The sequence below is a fragment of the Serratia sp. K1WW1 genome (assembly GCF_055790865.1).
Window position 1 is genome coordinate 3,287,654 of sequence record NZ_CM147697.1, and the last position, 16,213, is coordinate 3,303,866.

The 16,213-nt window shown below is 54.1% G+C and carries 18 protein-coding genes; 10 read left to right on the forward strand and 8 right to left on the reverse strand.

Annotated elements, in window-relative coordinates:
• Positions 1-82: 82 nt before the first annotated feature.
• The 3 genes from pdxH to anmK form a co-directional block, all read right to left on the reverse strand.
• Positions 83-736, reverse strand: a complete 654-nt coding sequence (pdxH, locus tag ACX9GU_RS14835) for a pyridoxamine 5'-phosphate oxidase (RefSeq protein WP_021804541.1) — start codon at positions 734-736, stop codon at positions 83-85.
• A gap of 230 nt (positions 737-966) precedes the next feature.
• Positions 967-1,284, reverse strand: coding sequence for an MliC family protein (locus ACX9GU_RS14840; RefSeq protein WP_473192050.1), 318 nt, complete (start codon positions 1,282-1,284; stop codon positions 967-969).
• A 44-nt stretch (positions 1,285-1,328) separates the two neighbouring features.
• Positions 1,329-2,450 carry an anhydro-N-acetylmuramic acid kinase gene (gene anmK, locus ACX9GU_RS14845; protein ID WP_473192051.1) on the reverse strand — a complete coding sequence of 374 codons (1,122 nt, stop codon included), beginning with the start codon at positions 2,448-2,450 and terminating at the stop codon, positions 1,329-1,331.
• A gap of 367 nt (positions 2,451-2,817) precedes the next feature.
• On the opposite strand from anmK, the gene ACX9GU_RS14850 reads away from it, so the two are divergent.
• Complete coding sequence (locus tag ACX9GU_RS14850) at positions 2,818-3,282, forward strand: outer membrane lipoprotein (RefSeq protein ID WP_021178081.1); 465 nt, start codon at positions 2,818-2,820, stop codon at positions 3,280-3,282.
• Positions 3,283-3,370: 88 nt separating this feature from the next.
• Here the strand turns inward: ACX9GU_RS14850 and slyA are convergent, their stop codons facing one another.
• Positions 3,371-3,805: a transcriptional regulator SlyA gene (gene slyA, locus ACX9GU_RS14855; RefSeq protein ID WP_473192052.1), complete on the reverse strand. Its 435-nt coding sequence runs from the start codon at positions 3,803-3,805 to the stop codon at positions 3,371-3,373.
• Positions 3,806-3,984: 179 nt separating this feature from the next.
• On the opposite strand from slyA, the gene ACX9GU_RS14860 reads away from it, so the two are divergent.
• Genes ACX9GU_RS14860 through ACX9GU_RS14870 form a run of 3 tightly spaced genes read left to right on the forward strand, consistent with a single transcriptional unit; the run spans position 3,985 to position 7,119 of the window.
• A complete protein-coding gene (locus ACX9GU_RS14860) occupies positions 3,985-4,221 on the forward strand; it encodes a DUF1656 domain-containing protein (protein ID WP_024486868.1) in 237 nt (78 codons plus the stop codon).
• A gap of 3 nt (positions 4,222-4,224) precedes the next feature.
• On the forward strand, positions 4,225-5,088 hold the full coding sequence (locus ACX9GU_RS14865; protein WP_473192053.1) for an efflux RND transporter periplasmic adaptor subunit: 864 nt from the start codon (positions 4,225-4,227) through the stop codon (positions 5,086-5,088).
• Positions 5,089-5,091: 3 nt separating this feature from the next.
• Complete coding sequence (locus ACX9GU_RS14870) at positions 5,092-7,119, forward strand: FUSC family protein (RefSeq protein WP_473192054.1); 2,028 nt, start codon at positions 5,092-5,094, stop codon at positions 7,117-7,119.
• A 14-nt stretch (positions 7,120-7,133) separates the two neighbouring features.
• Here the strand turns inward: ACX9GU_RS14870 and sodC are convergent, their stop codons facing one another.
• From sodC to ACX9GU_RS14890, 4 genes are all read right to left on the reverse strand, one after another.
• Complete coding sequence (gene sodC / locus ACX9GU_RS14875; protein WP_121606733.1) at positions 7,134-7,658, reverse strand: superoxide dismutase family protein; 525 nt, start codon at positions 7,656-7,658, stop codon at positions 7,134-7,136.
• 303 nt (positions 7,659-7,961) lie between these two features.
• Positions 7,962-8,858, reverse strand: coding sequence for an aldo/keto reductase (locus tag ACX9GU_RS14880; protein WP_473192055.1), 897 nt, complete (start codon positions 8,856-8,858; stop codon positions 7,962-7,964).
• A gap of 108 nt (positions 8,859-8,966) precedes the next feature.
• Entirely contained in the window at positions 8,967-9,206 is a 240-nt protein-coding gene (locus ACX9GU_RS14885) for a DUF1289 domain-containing protein (RefSeq protein ID WP_021804547.1), read from the reverse strand.
• 21 nt (positions 9,207-9,227) lie between these two features.
• Positions 9,228-10,157, reverse strand: a complete 930-nt coding sequence (locus tag ACX9GU_RS14890; protein ID WP_473192056.1) for a LysR substrate-binding domain-containing protein — start codon at positions 10,155-10,157, stop codon at positions 9,228-9,230.
• Positions 10,158-10,295: 138 nt separating this feature from the next.
• Between ACX9GU_RS14890 and ACX9GU_RS14895 the strand changes: the two genes are divergently transcribed.
• The 6 genes from ACX9GU_RS14895 to rnt all read left to right on the forward strand — a co-directional run bounded on the left by ACX9GU_RS14895 (position 10,296) and on the right by rnt (position 16,133).
• On the forward strand, positions 10,296-10,937 hold the full coding sequence (locus ACX9GU_RS14895) for an NAD(P)-dependent oxidoreductase (RefSeq protein ID WP_473192057.1): 642 nt from the start codon (positions 10,296-10,298) through the stop codon (positions 10,935-10,937).
• Between the two features lie 121 nt (positions 10,938-11,058).
• Positions 11,059-12,690, forward strand: a complete 1,632-nt coding sequence (gene eptA, locus ACX9GU_RS14900) for a phosphoethanolamine transferase EptA (RefSeq protein WP_473192058.1) — start codon at positions 11,059-11,061, stop codon at positions 12,688-12,690.
• Positions 12,691-12,850: 160 nt separating this feature from the next.
• Entirely contained in the window at positions 12,851-13,456 is a 606-nt protein-coding gene (locus tag ACX9GU_RS14905) for a TetR/AcrR family transcriptional regulator (RefSeq protein WP_037413224.1), read from the forward strand.
• Between the two features lie 81 nt (positions 13,457-13,537).
• Positions 13,538-14,635, forward strand: coding sequence for an N-ethylmaleimide reductase (nemA, locus tag ACX9GU_RS14910; protein ID WP_473192059.1), 1,098 nt, complete (start codon positions 13,538-13,540; stop codon positions 14,633-14,635).
• Positions 14,636-14,966: 331 nt separating this feature from the next.
• Complete coding sequence (gene gloA / locus ACX9GU_RS14915; protein ID WP_071683647.1) at positions 14,967-15,374, forward strand: lactoylglutathione lyase; 408 nt, start codon at positions 14,967-14,969, stop codon at positions 15,372-15,374.
• Positions 15,375-15,443: 69 nt separating this feature from the next.
• The gene (gene rnt / locus ACX9GU_RS14920; protein WP_473192060.1) at positions 15,444-16,133 is read left to right on the forward strand and encodes a ribonuclease T; all 690 of its coding nucleotides are present in this window, start codon (positions 15,444-15,446) and stop codon (positions 16,131-16,133) included.
• Positions 16,134-16,213 lie beyond the last annotated feature (80 nt).

A 16,213-nucleotide genomic window follows, 5' to 3' on the forward strand; every position in this document is an offset into this window, starting at 1 on the left:
GAAAATTACAAAATTCGGGGTAGCGCATAGAATAAAGCGCCAGCGGCATCAGTGCCAGCGCTTAAGGGGGATTTTCCGTCTATCAGGGTGCCAGTCGGTCAATTTTCCAGTCATTTCCCTCGCGTTGATACAGGAAACGGTCGTGCAAGCGGTGCGCGCCCCCTTGCCAGAATTCAACGGAGTCGAATCTGACGCGGAAACCGCCCCAGAAACTGGGCAATGGCACCTCGCCTTGCTGGAACTTTTGCTTCAGCTCAAGGAACTTGCTTTCGAGGATGCCACGGGCAGAAATGCGCGTTGACTGTTGCGATACCCAAGCGCCGATCTGGCTGTCTTTGGGCCGACTGTTGAAATACTTCATCACTTCCAGCGTCGATAGCCGCTCGGCCTTGCCTAGGAAGATCACCTGGCGATCCAGCATATGCCACGGGAACAGCAGGCTGATATGCGGGTTTTGCGCCAGCTGTTGCGCTTTGCGGCTGCCAAGGTTGGTATAAAACACCAAGCCCTGGTCATCGAAGTGCTTTAGCAACACGATGCGTTGGAAAGGCTGCCCCTGCTCGTCCACGGTAGCGACGCACATGGCGGTAGGATCCGCCAGACGCGCCTCACAGGCCTGTTTGAGCCAGCGTTCGAACAAATCCAGGGGGTTGGCGGTCAGATCGTTTCGGCGCAGCCCGCCACGGGTATATTCACGGCGCAGATCCGCCACATCAAACTCATTATTATCAGTCATCTGGATTAGCAACCAAGCGGTAAATTCGTTGTCATATTCTGCGCCTGTAGCAGCAGGATCTCAATCATTCTGCTAGCAAATAGCTCCCCCGATAATGCAACAGGTGAGAGTCATGCAGAACGCCGACACGCCGTAAATCCATCCATGGAGGCTCGTATCGCGCATCCTTGCGCTCAACGGTCGGCTAACCTGCACAACTCCCACCTGCCTCAGGCTTCAGTGGCGCTGTATTAAGCGTGGTTCGCGTCTTGAGCCAACACGCAGTCGCTCATGATCACTTTATCATTGCGCTCGACAAAGGCGTTTGGCCCTTTCGACCAGAAGGTGTATTTACCGTCGCTGTATTTGGCACCGGACGCCGCCACCACCTGTTTCAGCTTCAGCTGTTCGCCGTCCATCAGGAAGCTGACCGTGCTCTCTTCACCATTGAGCTCCACGGTGAGCGGCGTCGTTCCGCATTGATAATGCAGCGTTTCGCTTTTTTGTGGGACCACGTAGCTGCAACCCGCCAACGCGAGAACCCCGGCAACCATCACTATTTTTTTCATCAGGTGCTCCTTAAGATATTAACCCTTTCTTTATCCTAACAGAGCTAGCGGTGGCCCAACGGCAAAACCGGATAAATCCCACCCAGCAGAGTTTCACAACTGGCACCGGTAACCGAAGGCAGATTTCCCGGCAGGCCGGAAATGGTCCGGAATGCCAGCCAGGCGAAGGCCAACGCCTCCATGTCATCCCCACTGACGCCAAAGTGATCGGTGATAGCCACCTCGGTCCCCGGCAATAAGGCGGACATTCGCGACATCAGCAGTGGATTACGGGCACCGCCACCGCAGACCAGCAGCCGCTCACAACCCCCAGCCAGCATAACCTGCTCGCAGATGGTGGTGGCGGTCAGTTCCACCAGCGTGCTCATGACATCCACCGGTGTTAACCCCGGCAACGTCGCCAGCTGTTTTTCCAGCCAGCTGATATTGAAATATTCCCGACCGGTACTTTTCGGTGCCGGTAAGGCGAAATAAGGATCGGCCAACATCTGCTGCAATAGCGGTAAGCAAACGCGCCCTTCCATCGCCCAAAGGCCGTCTTTATCAAAAGGTTGCGAGCGGTGGCGCCATACCCACGCATCCAACAGCATATTCCCCGGCCCGGTATCAAAACCGCGCACCGGCGCGCCGGGCAATAGCAGTGACAAGTTAGCGATGCCGCCAATATTCAGCACCATGCGGCGCTCTGTCGGGTGAGCTAACAAAGCCTGATGAAACGCGGGAACCAAGGGCGCCCCTTGGCCACCATAGGCCATATCACGGCGGCGAAAATCCCCCACGGTAGTGATATTGGTCAATGCCGCCACCCGGTTATTGTCCCCTAGCTGCATCGAAAAGCGTGTCTCACCCTCCGGTTCATGCCACACCGTTTGGCCATGACAGCCAATGGCGGTGATTTCATGGGCCGGAATACCGGTCTGTTTTAGCAACCCCAGCACCGCTTCACCGAACAGCGTACCCAACTGGGCATCCAACCGTCCTACGGCAGAAAGCGTGGTTTGCTGCCCTTGACACATCCCCAGAATATCTTTTTTCAGTTGGATCGGCATTGGGTGGCTATAGCTTGCCTGTTGCGCCACCATACGTTCATCGATCGCGGCAAGCACCACGTCGATCCCATCCAGACTGGTGCCGGACATAACACCAATATAGCGGCCTGACTTCATCAGCACTATCCTTTACCCTTTCCAGGTTGCAACCGTTTTCACCCTTTAAATAGACCAGAATTGTGCGATTAACGCCATGAATTATGATGCCTTTTTCACGGCTTGTGAGCGAAGTTGTTTATTTTATGCTGAGAATTGGTTAGATAATCAACAATTCGGGGTGGGTAAAGCGCCGGTTATTTGTTTTCTGTTCTGTCACAAAGTTAAACCACCGTTTATTATTGGTTGAACAGAGAAAAGCTAAGCTGTATACAGAAGGCAACACATGGGTGATATCAAACCGATTCATCCATAATTGCTGTAATATTTATAGAACTTGGTTTGGGTCTATCTCCCAGATCTGGATTACCAACTGCAGGAGCTTTATATGATCAAGCGTCTTCTTGTTGTCGCTCTCGCCTCCGTCACACTGGCGGGCTGTGCAAACCAAACCGCGTCCGGTGATGTCTATTCCGCCTCTCAGGCCAAACAGGTACAAACAGTGACCTTTGGGACCTTGGTATCCGTACGCCCGGTGCAAATTCAGGGCGGTGAAGGCTCAAGCATGCTTGGCACTATCGGCGGCGCAGTCCTGGGTGGATTCCTGGGTAATACTATTGGTGGCGGCACTGGCCGTAGCCTGGCAACCGCAGCGGGTGCCGTAGCCGGCGGTGTGGTAGGCGACAGCGTCGGTAGCGCTGCTAGCCGTAGCAACGCCTGGGAGCTGGAAATCAAAACCGATAATAAAGAAAATATCGTGGTGGTACAGAAAGCCGGGTCGACTAAATTCAGCCCAGGCCAGCGCGTTCGTATGGCGCAAAATGGCAGTACCGTTACCGTTTCTCCACTGTAACGCCCTTGCCTGAATGCAAAACCGGAGGCCCCTGGGCCTCCGGTTTCTGTTTGTTGCTGTGCTTAACTGAATAATAAAGGCGCTGGATTTATTGTTTTTCTTGCAGTTCGATGATGTTCTGTTCCAGCTTGCTAATCAGACCAACTAAAAGTCTTACTTCTTCTGCCGAGATACCGCTGAGAATTTCGCCTCTGGTCAACGTGATCACACTATCCACTTCACGAATAATCGGTTCTGCCGCCTCGGTCAATTTGATGCGCTTGGCACGTCGATCGTTAGCGCAGGTGTGCCGGGTGATCAACCCTTTTTCTTCCAGTTGATCCAAGGTACGGACCAAGGAAGGCTGCTCAATACCGATCGCTTTTGCCAATTGGATTTGCGACTGTTCAGGCGGTAATCGATTGATATTGTGCAATGTCACCCAATGCGTTTGTGTAAGCTCCAACGGCTTTAGCCGATGATCGATCAGCGCACGCCAAACACGAACTAATCGTGCTAAATCTGAACCTAACGTTGATTCCACTTCCCCCTCCTTATAGTTAGCATGCTAACATTACTCCCCAAAGTGTAGCCCATTTTGGTTAATTAACATTAAAAACACAAATGTATATAATCCAAATCGCAAAAATAGACACATTTTTATCGGCAATTGGTTATCCTCTATGCAATCATCCTTCATATTCACTCATCGGGATTACTAACGTGAATACGACCTGGCTCCATACTGCGTCACCACTGCCCGATCTGGTGCTGGGTGCATCGCTTTATTTCCCTCCTCTCTTTAAAGCTTTCTTACTCGGATTAGTCTTCTGGCTGCTGGTGCATCATTTGCTACGCGACTGGATGTACTCCGGTGATATCTGGCACCCTATGCTGATGGATCTGTCCATCTTCGTCATTACCGTCAGCGGTTCCCTGTGGCTCCTAGCGAGTTGGTAGCTCATGAAGCATAAGACATTAAAGTATTTTTCGACGGTTATAGTTTGCGCCATCGCGCTTTGTGCCGGCTGGTGGTTATGGAATTACTACATGCAATCCCCTTGGACACGCGACGGTAAGGTGCGGGCGGAACTCGTCAACATTACCCCGGAAGTCTCTGGCAGATTAGAGAAGATTCTAGTTCATGATAACCAGTTCGTTACTGCGGGCAGCCTGATTTTCAGCATTGATCCAGTGCCTTACCAAATTGCGTTGGACAATGCCGAGGCGGCGCTGGCCAAAGCGCAGGCAGATATGGCCAAGGCCGATCATGAAGCGGCCCGCCGCCGCAGCCTGCCCCGTAACGTCATCTCCTCTGAAGATCTGGATGAGTCAAACCTGGCCGCCGCCTCCATGAAAGCCTCGTATAAGGCGGCTCAAGCCAATCTGGAACAGGCCAAATGGAATCTCAGTAAGACGCGGATCTATGCCCCAACCGACGGTTACATTACCAACTTACAGGCCCGAGTCGGCAACTACGCCACCGCAGGAACGCCGTTGGTGGCGCTGGTAGACACCCATTCGTTCTATGTGCTCGGTTATTTCGAAGAGACCAAGCTCAGGCATATCAGGGAGGGCCGCAAGGCGGATATCGTGTTGTATAACGGCAATATTCGGCTGCAAGGGGTGGTTGAAAGCATTGGCCGGGCCATTTACGACCAAAGCGCTGACAGCAGCAGTGATTTGTTGATGGATGTGAAGCCCAACGTACCTTGGGTGCGTCTGGCACAACGGGTGCCGGTACGTATCAAGCTGATCGATATTCCGGCCGACCTGACTCTGGTAGCCGGTACCACCTGCACCATTTCAATTCATCAGCAGGACTAATGTGTGAACCTGCCCTTTCTTGAATGGAAGCGCTCGCCCTGGGGTAAAGCCACCGCGGGGCAGTGGCGCTATGCGTTACGCAACACTCTGGCAATGTGCCTGGCGTTATGGGTCGCCTTCGTTCTACAGTTGGATGAACCCTATTGGGCGCTGACCTCCGCCGCCGTCGTCAGCTTCCCGACGGTTGGCGGCGTGATCAGCAAGAGCATTGGCCGCATTTTTGGCAGCCTGCTTGGTGCCATGGCTTCACTGCTGATTGCCGGTTGTCTGAACGATCCCTGGTTGTTCACCCTGTCGATTGCCAGTTGGTTAGGGCTGTGTACCTACATTTCCAACCACTACCAAAACAATGTCTCCTACGCCTTTGCCCTGGCGGGCTATACCGCCGCTATCATCGTGTTTGGCACGGTTAATATTACCGACACCCAGCAAATTTTTGATATCACCCAGGCACGCGTTTGTGAGGTGATCACCGGTATCCTGTGCGGCGGCCTGATGATGATGATCCTGCCAAGCACCTCGGATGGCGCAACTCTGCTGGTATCACTGCGTCGCATGCACCTACGCCTGCTGGAACACGCCGCCATGCTGTGGCAACCGGAAATCAGCCTGCGGATGCGTACCTCCCACGAGGGCGTTATCGGCCAGATCCTGACCATGAACCTGCTGCGTATTCAGGCCTTCTGGAGCCATTACCGGCTGCGGCGGCAAAACAATATCCTCAACTACATGCTGCACCAGCAGTTGCGCATCACCAGCGTTATCTCCAGCCTGCGCCGCATGTTGTTAAACTGGCCAGACCGTCCAGAGAATCTGGCGGCGGTATTGGAGCAGTTGTTGAATGAATTACGCGACCCTACCACTGATAAATACCGGCTGGCGCATATTCTGGTCGCCATCGCCCCTCAGGATCCGGCAGATTATCGCCATCGGGCCTTCTTCCTGCGCCTGCGCCATTTTTGCTGGCTCTATCTGCGCTGCACCCGTTGGTTGCAACGGCTGGAAAGCGCGACCCAGCTCAGCGATATCGAACCACCGCGGGTTACCTCACTAGCGCGCCATACCGACAGCGTTGAAGCCGCTTACAATGGGCTACGCACCTTCTTGTGCATCCTGATCGGTTGCGCTTATTGGATCACGACCCAGTGGGACGCCGGTAGCTCTGCGCTGACACTGATCGCTATCAGTTGCGTGCTCTATTCCTCTACGCCTTCGCCGATCAAATCCATCACCACCTTACTGAAGGCTGTTTCCCTGCTGTTTGCCTTCTGCTTTGTGATGAAGTTTGGCTTGATGATCCAGATCGACGACTTTTGGGTGTTCTGCGCCTTCCTGTTTCCGACCCTAGTCACGATGCAGATGATGAAACTGCAAAATCCCCCCTATGCCCCACTATGGGGTCAGTTGATCGTGTTTATGGGATCGTTTCTCGCTGTGACCAACCCGCCGAGCTACGATTATCAGGGCTATATCAATGACAGTCTCGCCAAGATTGCCGGCGTGCTGTTGGCAGGGCTGGCGTTCCAAATCCTGCGGCCCAGTTCTGACAAACGTAAAAGCCGACGGATTATCCGCGCATTACGCCGTGATTTTATCGATCAGTTGAGCAAGAAACCGCAGCAAAGCGAAAGCCAGTTTGAGTCGCGTATCTATCACCGCATCAGTCAACTGAATCAAAGCCTGGATCAGGAGGCCCGCACCTGGCTATTACGTTGGGGAGTAGTGCTGCTGAACTGCAGCCACGTGGTCTGGCAACTCCGTGATTGGCAAACCCGTTCAGATCCGCTGGCCGCCGTACGTGACGTCTGTATTCATTGTTTGAAGGGAGTCATGACTGAGAAAGGAGTGCAGCATGCGTCGTTGGACGCCACCTTGCAGGAGTTGCAGCGTATGAGTAACGCACTTGCCCAACATCCAGAACAGGCAGCACGTGATTTGGCGGGCTTGATTTGGCGGCTGTACTGCTCACTGCAGCAGTTACAGCAGGCGATCATTCCACCGGAAGCGGTAACAGCGCCCACGCCAGGCTGACGCGGGCAGCTGATTTATTTGATTACGCCACAGGCGAAGCGATCGCCACCACCACCCAGCGGTTTGGGTTGATCGGAGTGGTTATCCCCCCCGGCGTGTACCATCAGCGCCTTGCCTTCGATTTCGCTGATTTTCTTCAAGCGCGGAGCCAGCACCTGAGTGTCAGCCATACCGTCCGCCGTGACATAGATTGCTGGCAAATCGCCTAAATGCCCGTTGGCATCATAAGGCCCGAGATGCTTGCCGGTTTTCTCAGGATCAAAGTGGCCACCCGCAGCCAGTGCGGCCACCGCCTTGCCGTCTTTCATACCCGGCTCACAGCTGCCTTTCTCATGAACGTGAAAACCGTGCACACCAGCAGGCAAGGCTTTCAGCTGCGGGGTGAACAACAGGCCGTAAGGCGTTTCGCTAATTGTGATTTTACCAATGTCCTGACCAATTCCCTGGCCGGTCACCAGATTCATTTCGACATCAACCGTTGCCGCCTGCGCAACGCCACAGGCCATCAAACCCAATGCCGCACACCAATAACGTTTCATCAATCAACCTCCATGCGATAGTTATAGTCCTTAGGCAGTATATACCGATTAAACCTTGCCACATGGGAAACCGTCGTTAATCAGCGCAGCCACTAAGCCGGTTATAATATTTTGTGACCTTGCTCCCGTATTCCTTGGTTTTCTGCCCCCCTGCGTCGGCAAGTGTCATTAACATAAAGATACTGGCATTCTTAATGTTTTGGGCTGCAAGCTTACTGATAATATTTAGCCAAGGGGTGCAAGTGAAGTAGCGGCAAAGGACATCGGCAAAGGCTGGCACAATGCCAGCCTTACCAGCTCAACTTAAGGTACGTCGTAACCCAGTGCCGCTTTACGAATGCGGAACCACTGCTGGCGGCTCAAGGTTAGCTCTTGCGCCTTCAGGGCCGAACGTACGCGTTCGATCTTGCCGGAGCCGATGATTGGCAGCGGTGCCGAAGGCAGACACATCACCCAGGCATACACCACCTGCTCAATGGTTTCGGCACCAATCTCTTGTGCCACCGTTTGCAGTTCATCGCGTAACGGCTGGAACTCAGCATCGCTGAACAACCGCCCACCACCCAGACAAGACCAGGCCATCGGTTTGATACGCAACTGCTGGCATTGATCCAAGGTGCCGTCGAGGATCGCAGGCTGATAGATCGGGGAAATTTCGACCTGGTTAGTCACCAGCGAGAACGGCAGACGCGACTGCAATAAGGAAAACTGTGCTGGCGTAAAGTTCGAAACGCCGAAATGGCGCACCTTGCCGCTTTTATGCAGCGCCACAAAGGCTTCTGCTACCTCATCGGCCTCCATCAACGGATCGGGGCGATGGATCAACAATAAATCCAGGTAGTCCGTATGCAGATGCGATAAGGACTGCTCTGCGCTATGCACGATATGCTCGCGATCGGTGATGTAATGCCCGATCGGGTTACCCGGCTTGGCGGTGGTCGCGATGCCGCACTTCGACACTAACTCCATCCCCTGGCGCACCGAGGGCTGTAACTTGATAGCCTCGCCAAAGGCCTGCTCGCAGGCATAGCCACCATAAATATCCGCGTGGTCCGCCGTGGTCACCCCAAGCTCAACGTGTTGCTTGATAAACGTCAGCAACTGCTGCGGTGACATGCCCCACTCCATCAAACGCCAGTAGCCGCAAATCATGCGTGAGAACTCTGGCCCAAGGGGTGCCAGCTTAATACGATTCAGCATTGTTAAACCTCATGACAATAGTTAACGCCAGCATACACAAGCGTCCAAGCCGCAGGAAACGCAAAAGTGGCCTTTACGTGCGGCAGATCGAGAAAATCAGCATTAAAGTTAAAACAGCGAGGGCTGCTCTGGCGGGATCTCTTCCGGCTGCTTGCCGGTACGTAGTGAGCGCAGGTAACGCTGGCGACACAGGCGCAGAACGTCCTTTTTCTGGACATCGTTCATTTGCATCCAGCCAAAGCGCTCCTCGCGGCTGCGCAGGCAACCACGACAATAGCCGCGCTCATCGGCCTGGCAAATGCCACGACACGGGCTTGGGATGTCAAAGAACTCGAGTTGCTGCGCCACACGTCCTCCTGCGTTGTCATGCTAATTGAAGACGTCATCGGGGCCATTGGCAAGTGGCTTTTCCCCATGACGGCGAAAATATTCTCGCAAATAGTGCAACGCCTGGCGCGTTTTCTCCGGCAGAACCCGCTCCAGAGTCAACGCATGCAGCCGATATGGCGCTGGACGCCACTGCGGTAACAGGGCGATTAATTCCCCCCGGCGCAGTTCATCACCAATTTCATACAGCGGTTGGCCGGAAATCCCCAGACCATTGCGGGTAAAGGCCCGGATCACGTTCATACTACCGCTGACAACCTGCCCCGCCGCCAGGCGTAGTTTGAATGTTTCGCCCGCATGGTGATGTAGATCGAGATGCAGCCCGTGACCGCTACCGGTGATCCAGCGGTGTTGCACCAGCTCCTGAGGCGTTTCCGGCACGCCATGCTGGCTGAGATAACGCGGCGCGGCGCAGAGCACCATGGGCCAGGCCGTCAGCGAGTGAGCTATCAGGTTGGTATCTGCCAGTTGTAGATTTACGCGCAGTGAGATATCTACCCGCTGCTCGATCATATCCACCACCTGGTCGTCTGCCAGAATACGCAGCGTCAGCTTTGGGTGCGCCAGCAGCAAGGGAGCCAGAGCCTCTGCCAAGGGGCCGCTACCGATCCCGACGGTGGTGGCAATACGTAGTTCGCCCACCAGCGTATCCCGCAGTTCCGCCAGCCGCTGCTCCGCGCGCTGTGCTTCCTGCAACATGGCTTCGCAACCGGGATAAAAGGCTTCCCCCGCATCGGTCAGTGCCAAGCGGCGAGTCGAGCGGTGCAATAACGGCACCCCCAGCGACTTTTCTAACGACCGCATATGCTGGCTGACCGCAGAGGGCGTCATCTCTAGCCGACGGGCCGCCGCAACAAAAGATCCCTCGGCCACCACGGTGGCGAATACCGCCATTCGATTCAGTTTATCCATGATTATGAAGTTTTACTTAATCAAGAAAGCATAAATATGGCACTAATCAGCCGCATTGTTAAGGCTTATAGTATTTCTACTGCGCCGCCACTGAGTGGTACGGCAACCCGCTAAAAAATATTTCACAGGAGAGACCTCATGAAAGTCGCCATTATTGGAGCAACCGGTTTTGTTGGCCGCCGCGTAGTCGATGAAGCTTTGGCCCGCGGCCTGCAAGTAACCGCCATCGCCCGTCAGAAAAAAGATCTGCCGGATAATGCCAATCTCACCGTCGCCCTGGGTGACGTGGCCGACGGCCCGTGGTTGGCACAACAGTTAGCTGGTCATGATGTCGTGATCAGCGCCTATAACCCAGGTTGGGCGGAAACGGATCTGTATGAGAAAACCGCTAAAGGTGCCCAACAAATCCTGGCGGCGGTAAAACAATCCGCGGTTAAACGCCTGCTGTACGTTGGCGGTGCCGGTAGCCTGGAAGTGGCTCCGGGAGTTGAGCTGGTTGATACCCCGCAGTTCCCGGAAAATATTCGTCCAGGGGCCCAGGCGGTACGGGATTTACGTAATGCGTTGAAAACAGAAACCCAGTTGGATTGGACCTACCTTTCCCCTGCCGCGTTGCTGGAACCCGGCAAGCGTACCGGCCAGTTCCGTTTGGGCACGACACAATTGTTGATGAAGGGTGACGCGCCGGCCAATATTTCGGTAGAAGACCTCGCGGTTGCCATCATCGATGAGGTTGAAAAACCGCAGTTCATCAAGGCACAGTTTACCGCTGCCTATTAATCGTCCGGGTAGAGAATATTAAGCGGCTGCATCGTTGCAGCCGCTGCTTCGTCTAAGGTTATCTTAAGTTTCATCTGGTAAATTTCGGCGCATTACCTCATGGCAGGATCCAGATTTGGCAATGCGCTTACGTCAATCATTACAATGCAACAGCTTGGGTTTTATCCTGGCTTGCGCCCTTTTCTTCACGGTTTTCCAGAACCTGCTATTTATTCACCAAGCCTGGTCATACATCACCTTTGATAGCGTACATAGCATCATTTTTGCGGCGACTATGCCGGTGGTTATTTTCTGTGCCCTGAATATTATCTTCAGCGTATTAACCATTCCGTTCCTGCGTAAACCCTTGGTTATTCTGTTGCTGCTCGGTAGCGCAGCGGCCAACTATTTTATGTTCAGCTACGGCGTGGTGATTGATGGCAATATGATGCAGAACGCCTTCGAGACCAACCCGCAGGAAGCGACGGCATTGCTCACCCCTCGTATGGGGCTATGGCTGCTGTTGCTGGGCATTTTGCCTGCCGTTTTCGTGTGTTTTGTGCGCATCAATAAAACCCGCCCTTGGTGGTACATGATTGGCCTGCGCGCGGCCAATGTGATGCTTTCCGTGGTGGTGATCCTGTTGGTTGCGGCGTTATTCTACAAAGATTACGCCTCGCTGATCCGCAACAATAAAAGCGTGGTGAAAATGCTCACCCCAAGCAATTTTGTGTCTGGCACCATCAAGTACGCTCAACACCGCTATTTCCACCAAAATCTGCCGCTGGTCAAGATTGGTGAAGATGCTCATTTAGGCCCGGTGATTAGCAGCCAGGCCAAGAAGACCCTGGTGATACTGGTGGTCGGCGAAACCGCGCGGGCAGAAAATTTTTCGCTAGGTGGTTACTCACGGGAGACCAATCCCCGCTTGAAGCAGGACCATGTGGTTTATTTCAAGAATGCCAGTTCCTGTGGGACCGAAACGGCTATCTCCGTGCCCTGCATGTTCTCCAACATGCCACGCGGCGATTACGACGCCACCTTGGCCGCACACCAGGAAGGCATGCTGGACGTGATGGCTCATGCCGGAGTGAACCTGCTGTGGCGCGAAAATGACGGCGGTTGTAAGGGGGCCTGCGATCGTATCCCACATATCGACATGACCAAGCTGAAGCTTTCACAGTATTGCGACGGCGATGTCTGCATGGATAACGTGCTGCTGCATAAACTGGACGATTATATCAACAGCCTGCAAGGGGATGGTGTGATCGTTCTGCATCAAATGGGAAGCCACGGCCCGGCCTACTATCGCCGCAGTACGCCCGAATTACGCCAGTTCTCACCCACCTGTGACAGCAACCAGATCCAGGACTGTACCCACGAGCAATTGGTGAATACCTACGACAATTCGCTACTGTACACCGACGCCATGTTGGACAGCACCATCAAGCTGTTGCAGCAATACAGCGGCAAATTCAATACGGCGATGGTCTATCTTTCCGATCACGGTGAATCGCTCGGGGAGAATGGCATGTATCTGCACGGTACGCCTTATATGTTCGCGCCTTCTCAGCAGACCCACGTGCCTTTCCTGATGTGGATGTCGGCCGATTATGAACGCAATTTCGGCATTAACCGCCAATGCCTGCAATCCCTGGCGGAGGCCGATAAGGTTTCACAGGATAATCTGTTCCACACCCTGTTGGGCATGTTAAACGTGCAGACAAGGCAATATCAGCCCGACCTGGATATTCTGCAGCGATGCCGCAACTAGACTGGCGAAGCATGCAGCGCCTCGGTATGAAGTCTTGTGCAGCAACTCGATAGAATGTAAGTTAGTCGACGTTTTTACCGTCAGAGCCGGGAATTTTTTCCCGGTTTTTTTTATCTGCGACTTGACCTAGACCAATCGGTCTATTATTCTCATTTTCATTATGACAAAACAGACGAATTGCAACGGGGATACCCGAGAACATCTGCTCGCTACCGGCGAAACGCTCAGCCTGCGCCTTGGTTTTACCGGCATGGGCCTCAGTGAGTTGCTCGCTACCGCTGGCGTGCCCAAAGGGTCGTTCTATCACTATTTTCGCTCGAAGGAAGCCTTCGGCGAAGCAATGTTGCAGCGTTATTTTGCCCATTACGACGCTCAAATGCAGGCGCTTTTTGCCGACTCTCGCAGCGACGCGCGTAATCAGTTATTAAGTTATTATGCCCAGGCCATCAGCTTCCACTGCCGCAGTGAGTGCCATAACGCTTGCCTGGCAGTGAAACTCTCCGCAGAGGTCAGCGATCTTTCTGAGCCTATGCGCCATGCGTTGGAAGCTGGCACCAGCCGCGTGATCGGTCATCTGCAAGATGCGATCGAACGCGGCATCCGTGAAGGTTCACTGGCTGTCACCATGAGCCCGGCGGCCACGGCGGAAACGCTGTATTCGCTGTGGTTGGGCGCATCGTTGCGGGCTAAAATCCGCCACTCTGTCGCCCCACTGACCTGTGCGCTGGAAAGTATCGAATTGCTGTTGCGCCCAGCGCAGCCATAAACTCCCTTTTTTACCCGAAAGACATTGTAGCGATATTGTTTATCATCACTAGTCGACTGGTCTAATACTATAGGATGCACTATGAAGATTGAAAAATTGTTCTCTCCGCTCAAAGTTGGCCACACCACCTTACCCAACCGTGTGTTCATGGCCCCGCTGACTCGTCTGCGCAGCATCGAACCAGGTGACATCCCTACGCCGCTGATGGCGGAATATTATGCTCAGCGTGCCAGCGCTGGCCTGCTGATCACCGAAGCCACCCAGATTTCTTTCCAGGCGAAAGGTTATGCCGGAGCTCCCGGTCTGCATACCCCAGAACAAATCGCCGCGTGGAAAAAAATCACCCAGGCGGTACATGACAAACAGGGTCATATCGCTGTGCAACTTTGGCACGTAGGCCGCATCTCCCACTCAAGCTTGCAGCCGGGCCAGCAGGCTCCCGTCGCGCCTTCAGCGATCAATGCCGAAACCCGCACCACGGTTCGTGATGAAACCGGTGCCTGGGTGCGTGTGCCAACCTCTACCCCACGCGCTTTGGCAACCAACGAAATCCCGGGGATCGTCAACGATTTCCGCCAGGCAGCGGCCAACTCGCGTGAAGCCGGTTTTGACTATATTGAACTGCACGCCGCGCACGGTTACCTGCTGCACCAGTTTATGTCTCCGGCGTCCAACCAACGTACCGACCAATACGGTGGCAGCATTGAAAACCGTACCCGTCTGACTCTGGAAGTGGTCGATGCCAGCATTGCCGAAATCGGTGCCGATCGCGTTGGTATCCGTATCTCGCCGTTGGGCCCGTTCAATGGCCTGGACAACGGCGAAGATCAGGAAGAAGCCGCGCTATATCTGATCGAAGAGCTGAACAAACGCGGTATCGCCTACCTGCATATTTCCGAGCCGGATTGGGCCGGTGGCAAGCCTTACTCTACCGCGTTCCGCGATGCAGTAAGAGCGCACTTCCAAGGCGTGATTATTGGCGCGGGTGCCTATACGGCGGAGAAAGCGGAAGAGCTGATCGCCCAAGGCTTTATTGATGCCGTCGCCTTTGGCCGCAGCTATATTGCCAACCCAGATCTGGTGGAACGCTTTAAACAGCAGGCTCCACTTAACGAGCAACGTGCCGATTTCTTCTATGGCGGCGGTGCCGAGGGTTATACCGATTACCCAACTCTGTAAGTGAATTAAATTGGCTTTGCACTCAGCTAATCAGGTGCGCTGAATACCGCGACGCCTCAAGGCTGAGGCGGGTGGGAGCCATACAGGTTAGCCGACCGCTGAGCGCATCGACGCGCGATACGAGCCTCCATGGATGGATCCCCGGCGTGTCGGCATTCTGTATGGCTCCCGCCTGCTGCACTATTATCCGCAGCTATTTTTTGTTTGTGACAACGTAACCGACTCCATCACCTACCGCACGCGTTGAATTGCCTTATGCGACAAGGCTATACTGTCTGACGCTGTTCAAGTCACCTGCCGTCAGCCGCGGCATATCCAATCAGAGGAAATTATGCGCTTACTCCATACCATGCTCCGTGTCGGCGATCTGCAACGCTCCATCGACTTCTATACCAAGGTATTAGGCATGCGCTTACTGCGTACCAGCGAAAACACCGAGTACAAATACTCGCTGGCCTTCGTGGGTTATAGCGATGAAAGTGAAGGCTCGGTCATCGAACTGACCTATAACTGGGGCGTCGACAGCTACGACATGGGCTCCGCCTTTGGTCATCTGGCACTGGGCGTCGATGATGTAGCAGCCACCTGCGACACCATCCGTCAGGCCGGTGGCAAAGTCACCCGCGAAGCCGGTCCAGTCAAGGGCGGTACCACTGTGATTGCCTTCGTCGAAGATCCGGACGGCTACAAGATCGAACTGATCGAGAACAAGCACGCAGGTCACGGCCTCGGTAACTGAGGTTTCTCCAGGGCGCGCCATGCGCCCTGCTTTCTATCTCCGCTGCACCAAGACAAGAAATTTGTCATAATGCGCGCTGAATTCGCTAAAGATAAGAAACTGATGGCCGAAAAAAGTGATCTTAACGCCCTGAGTGGCCGTTTCCGTGGGTTTTATCCCGTTGTTATTGATGTGGAAACCGCCGGGTTTCATGCTCAGACCGATGCGCTGCTAGAGATTGCCGCCGTCACGCTGAAAATGGATGAAAATGGTTGGTTGCAGCAAGATGAAACGCTGCATTTTCATGTAGAGCCGTTTGAAGGGGCGAACCTGCAACCGGAAGCGCTGGCCTTCAACGGTATCGATCCACATAACCCACTGCGTGGTGCAGTGAGTGAATATGATGCTCTGCATGCGATTTTCAAAGCCGTGCGTAAAGGCATTAAGGATCAGGGCTGTAACCGGGCAATCATCGTGGCGCATAATGCCAACTTTGATCACAGTTTCCTGATGGCCGCCGCCGAGCGCGCCAGCCTGAAGCGCAACCCGTTCCACCCTTTCGCCACCTTTGATACCGCTGCGCTTAGTGGGCTGGTATTAGGGCAGACGGTGCTGGCCAAAGCCTGTATTGCCGCCGGCATGCCGTTTGACAGCAGCCAGGCGCACTCAGCACTTTATGATACCCAGCAAACCGCCCAGCTGTTCTGTGAACTGGTCAACCGCTGGAAACGTCTCGGTGGCTGGCCGATTGCCAACAGCCATAATGACGGCGCGGAGTAATTTAGAACGTATGCCCTATGGATTTCAAGCCGCAGCTAGGCGACAAGCTTGCTCATCCCCAGGAGCTTACTTTTGTAAGT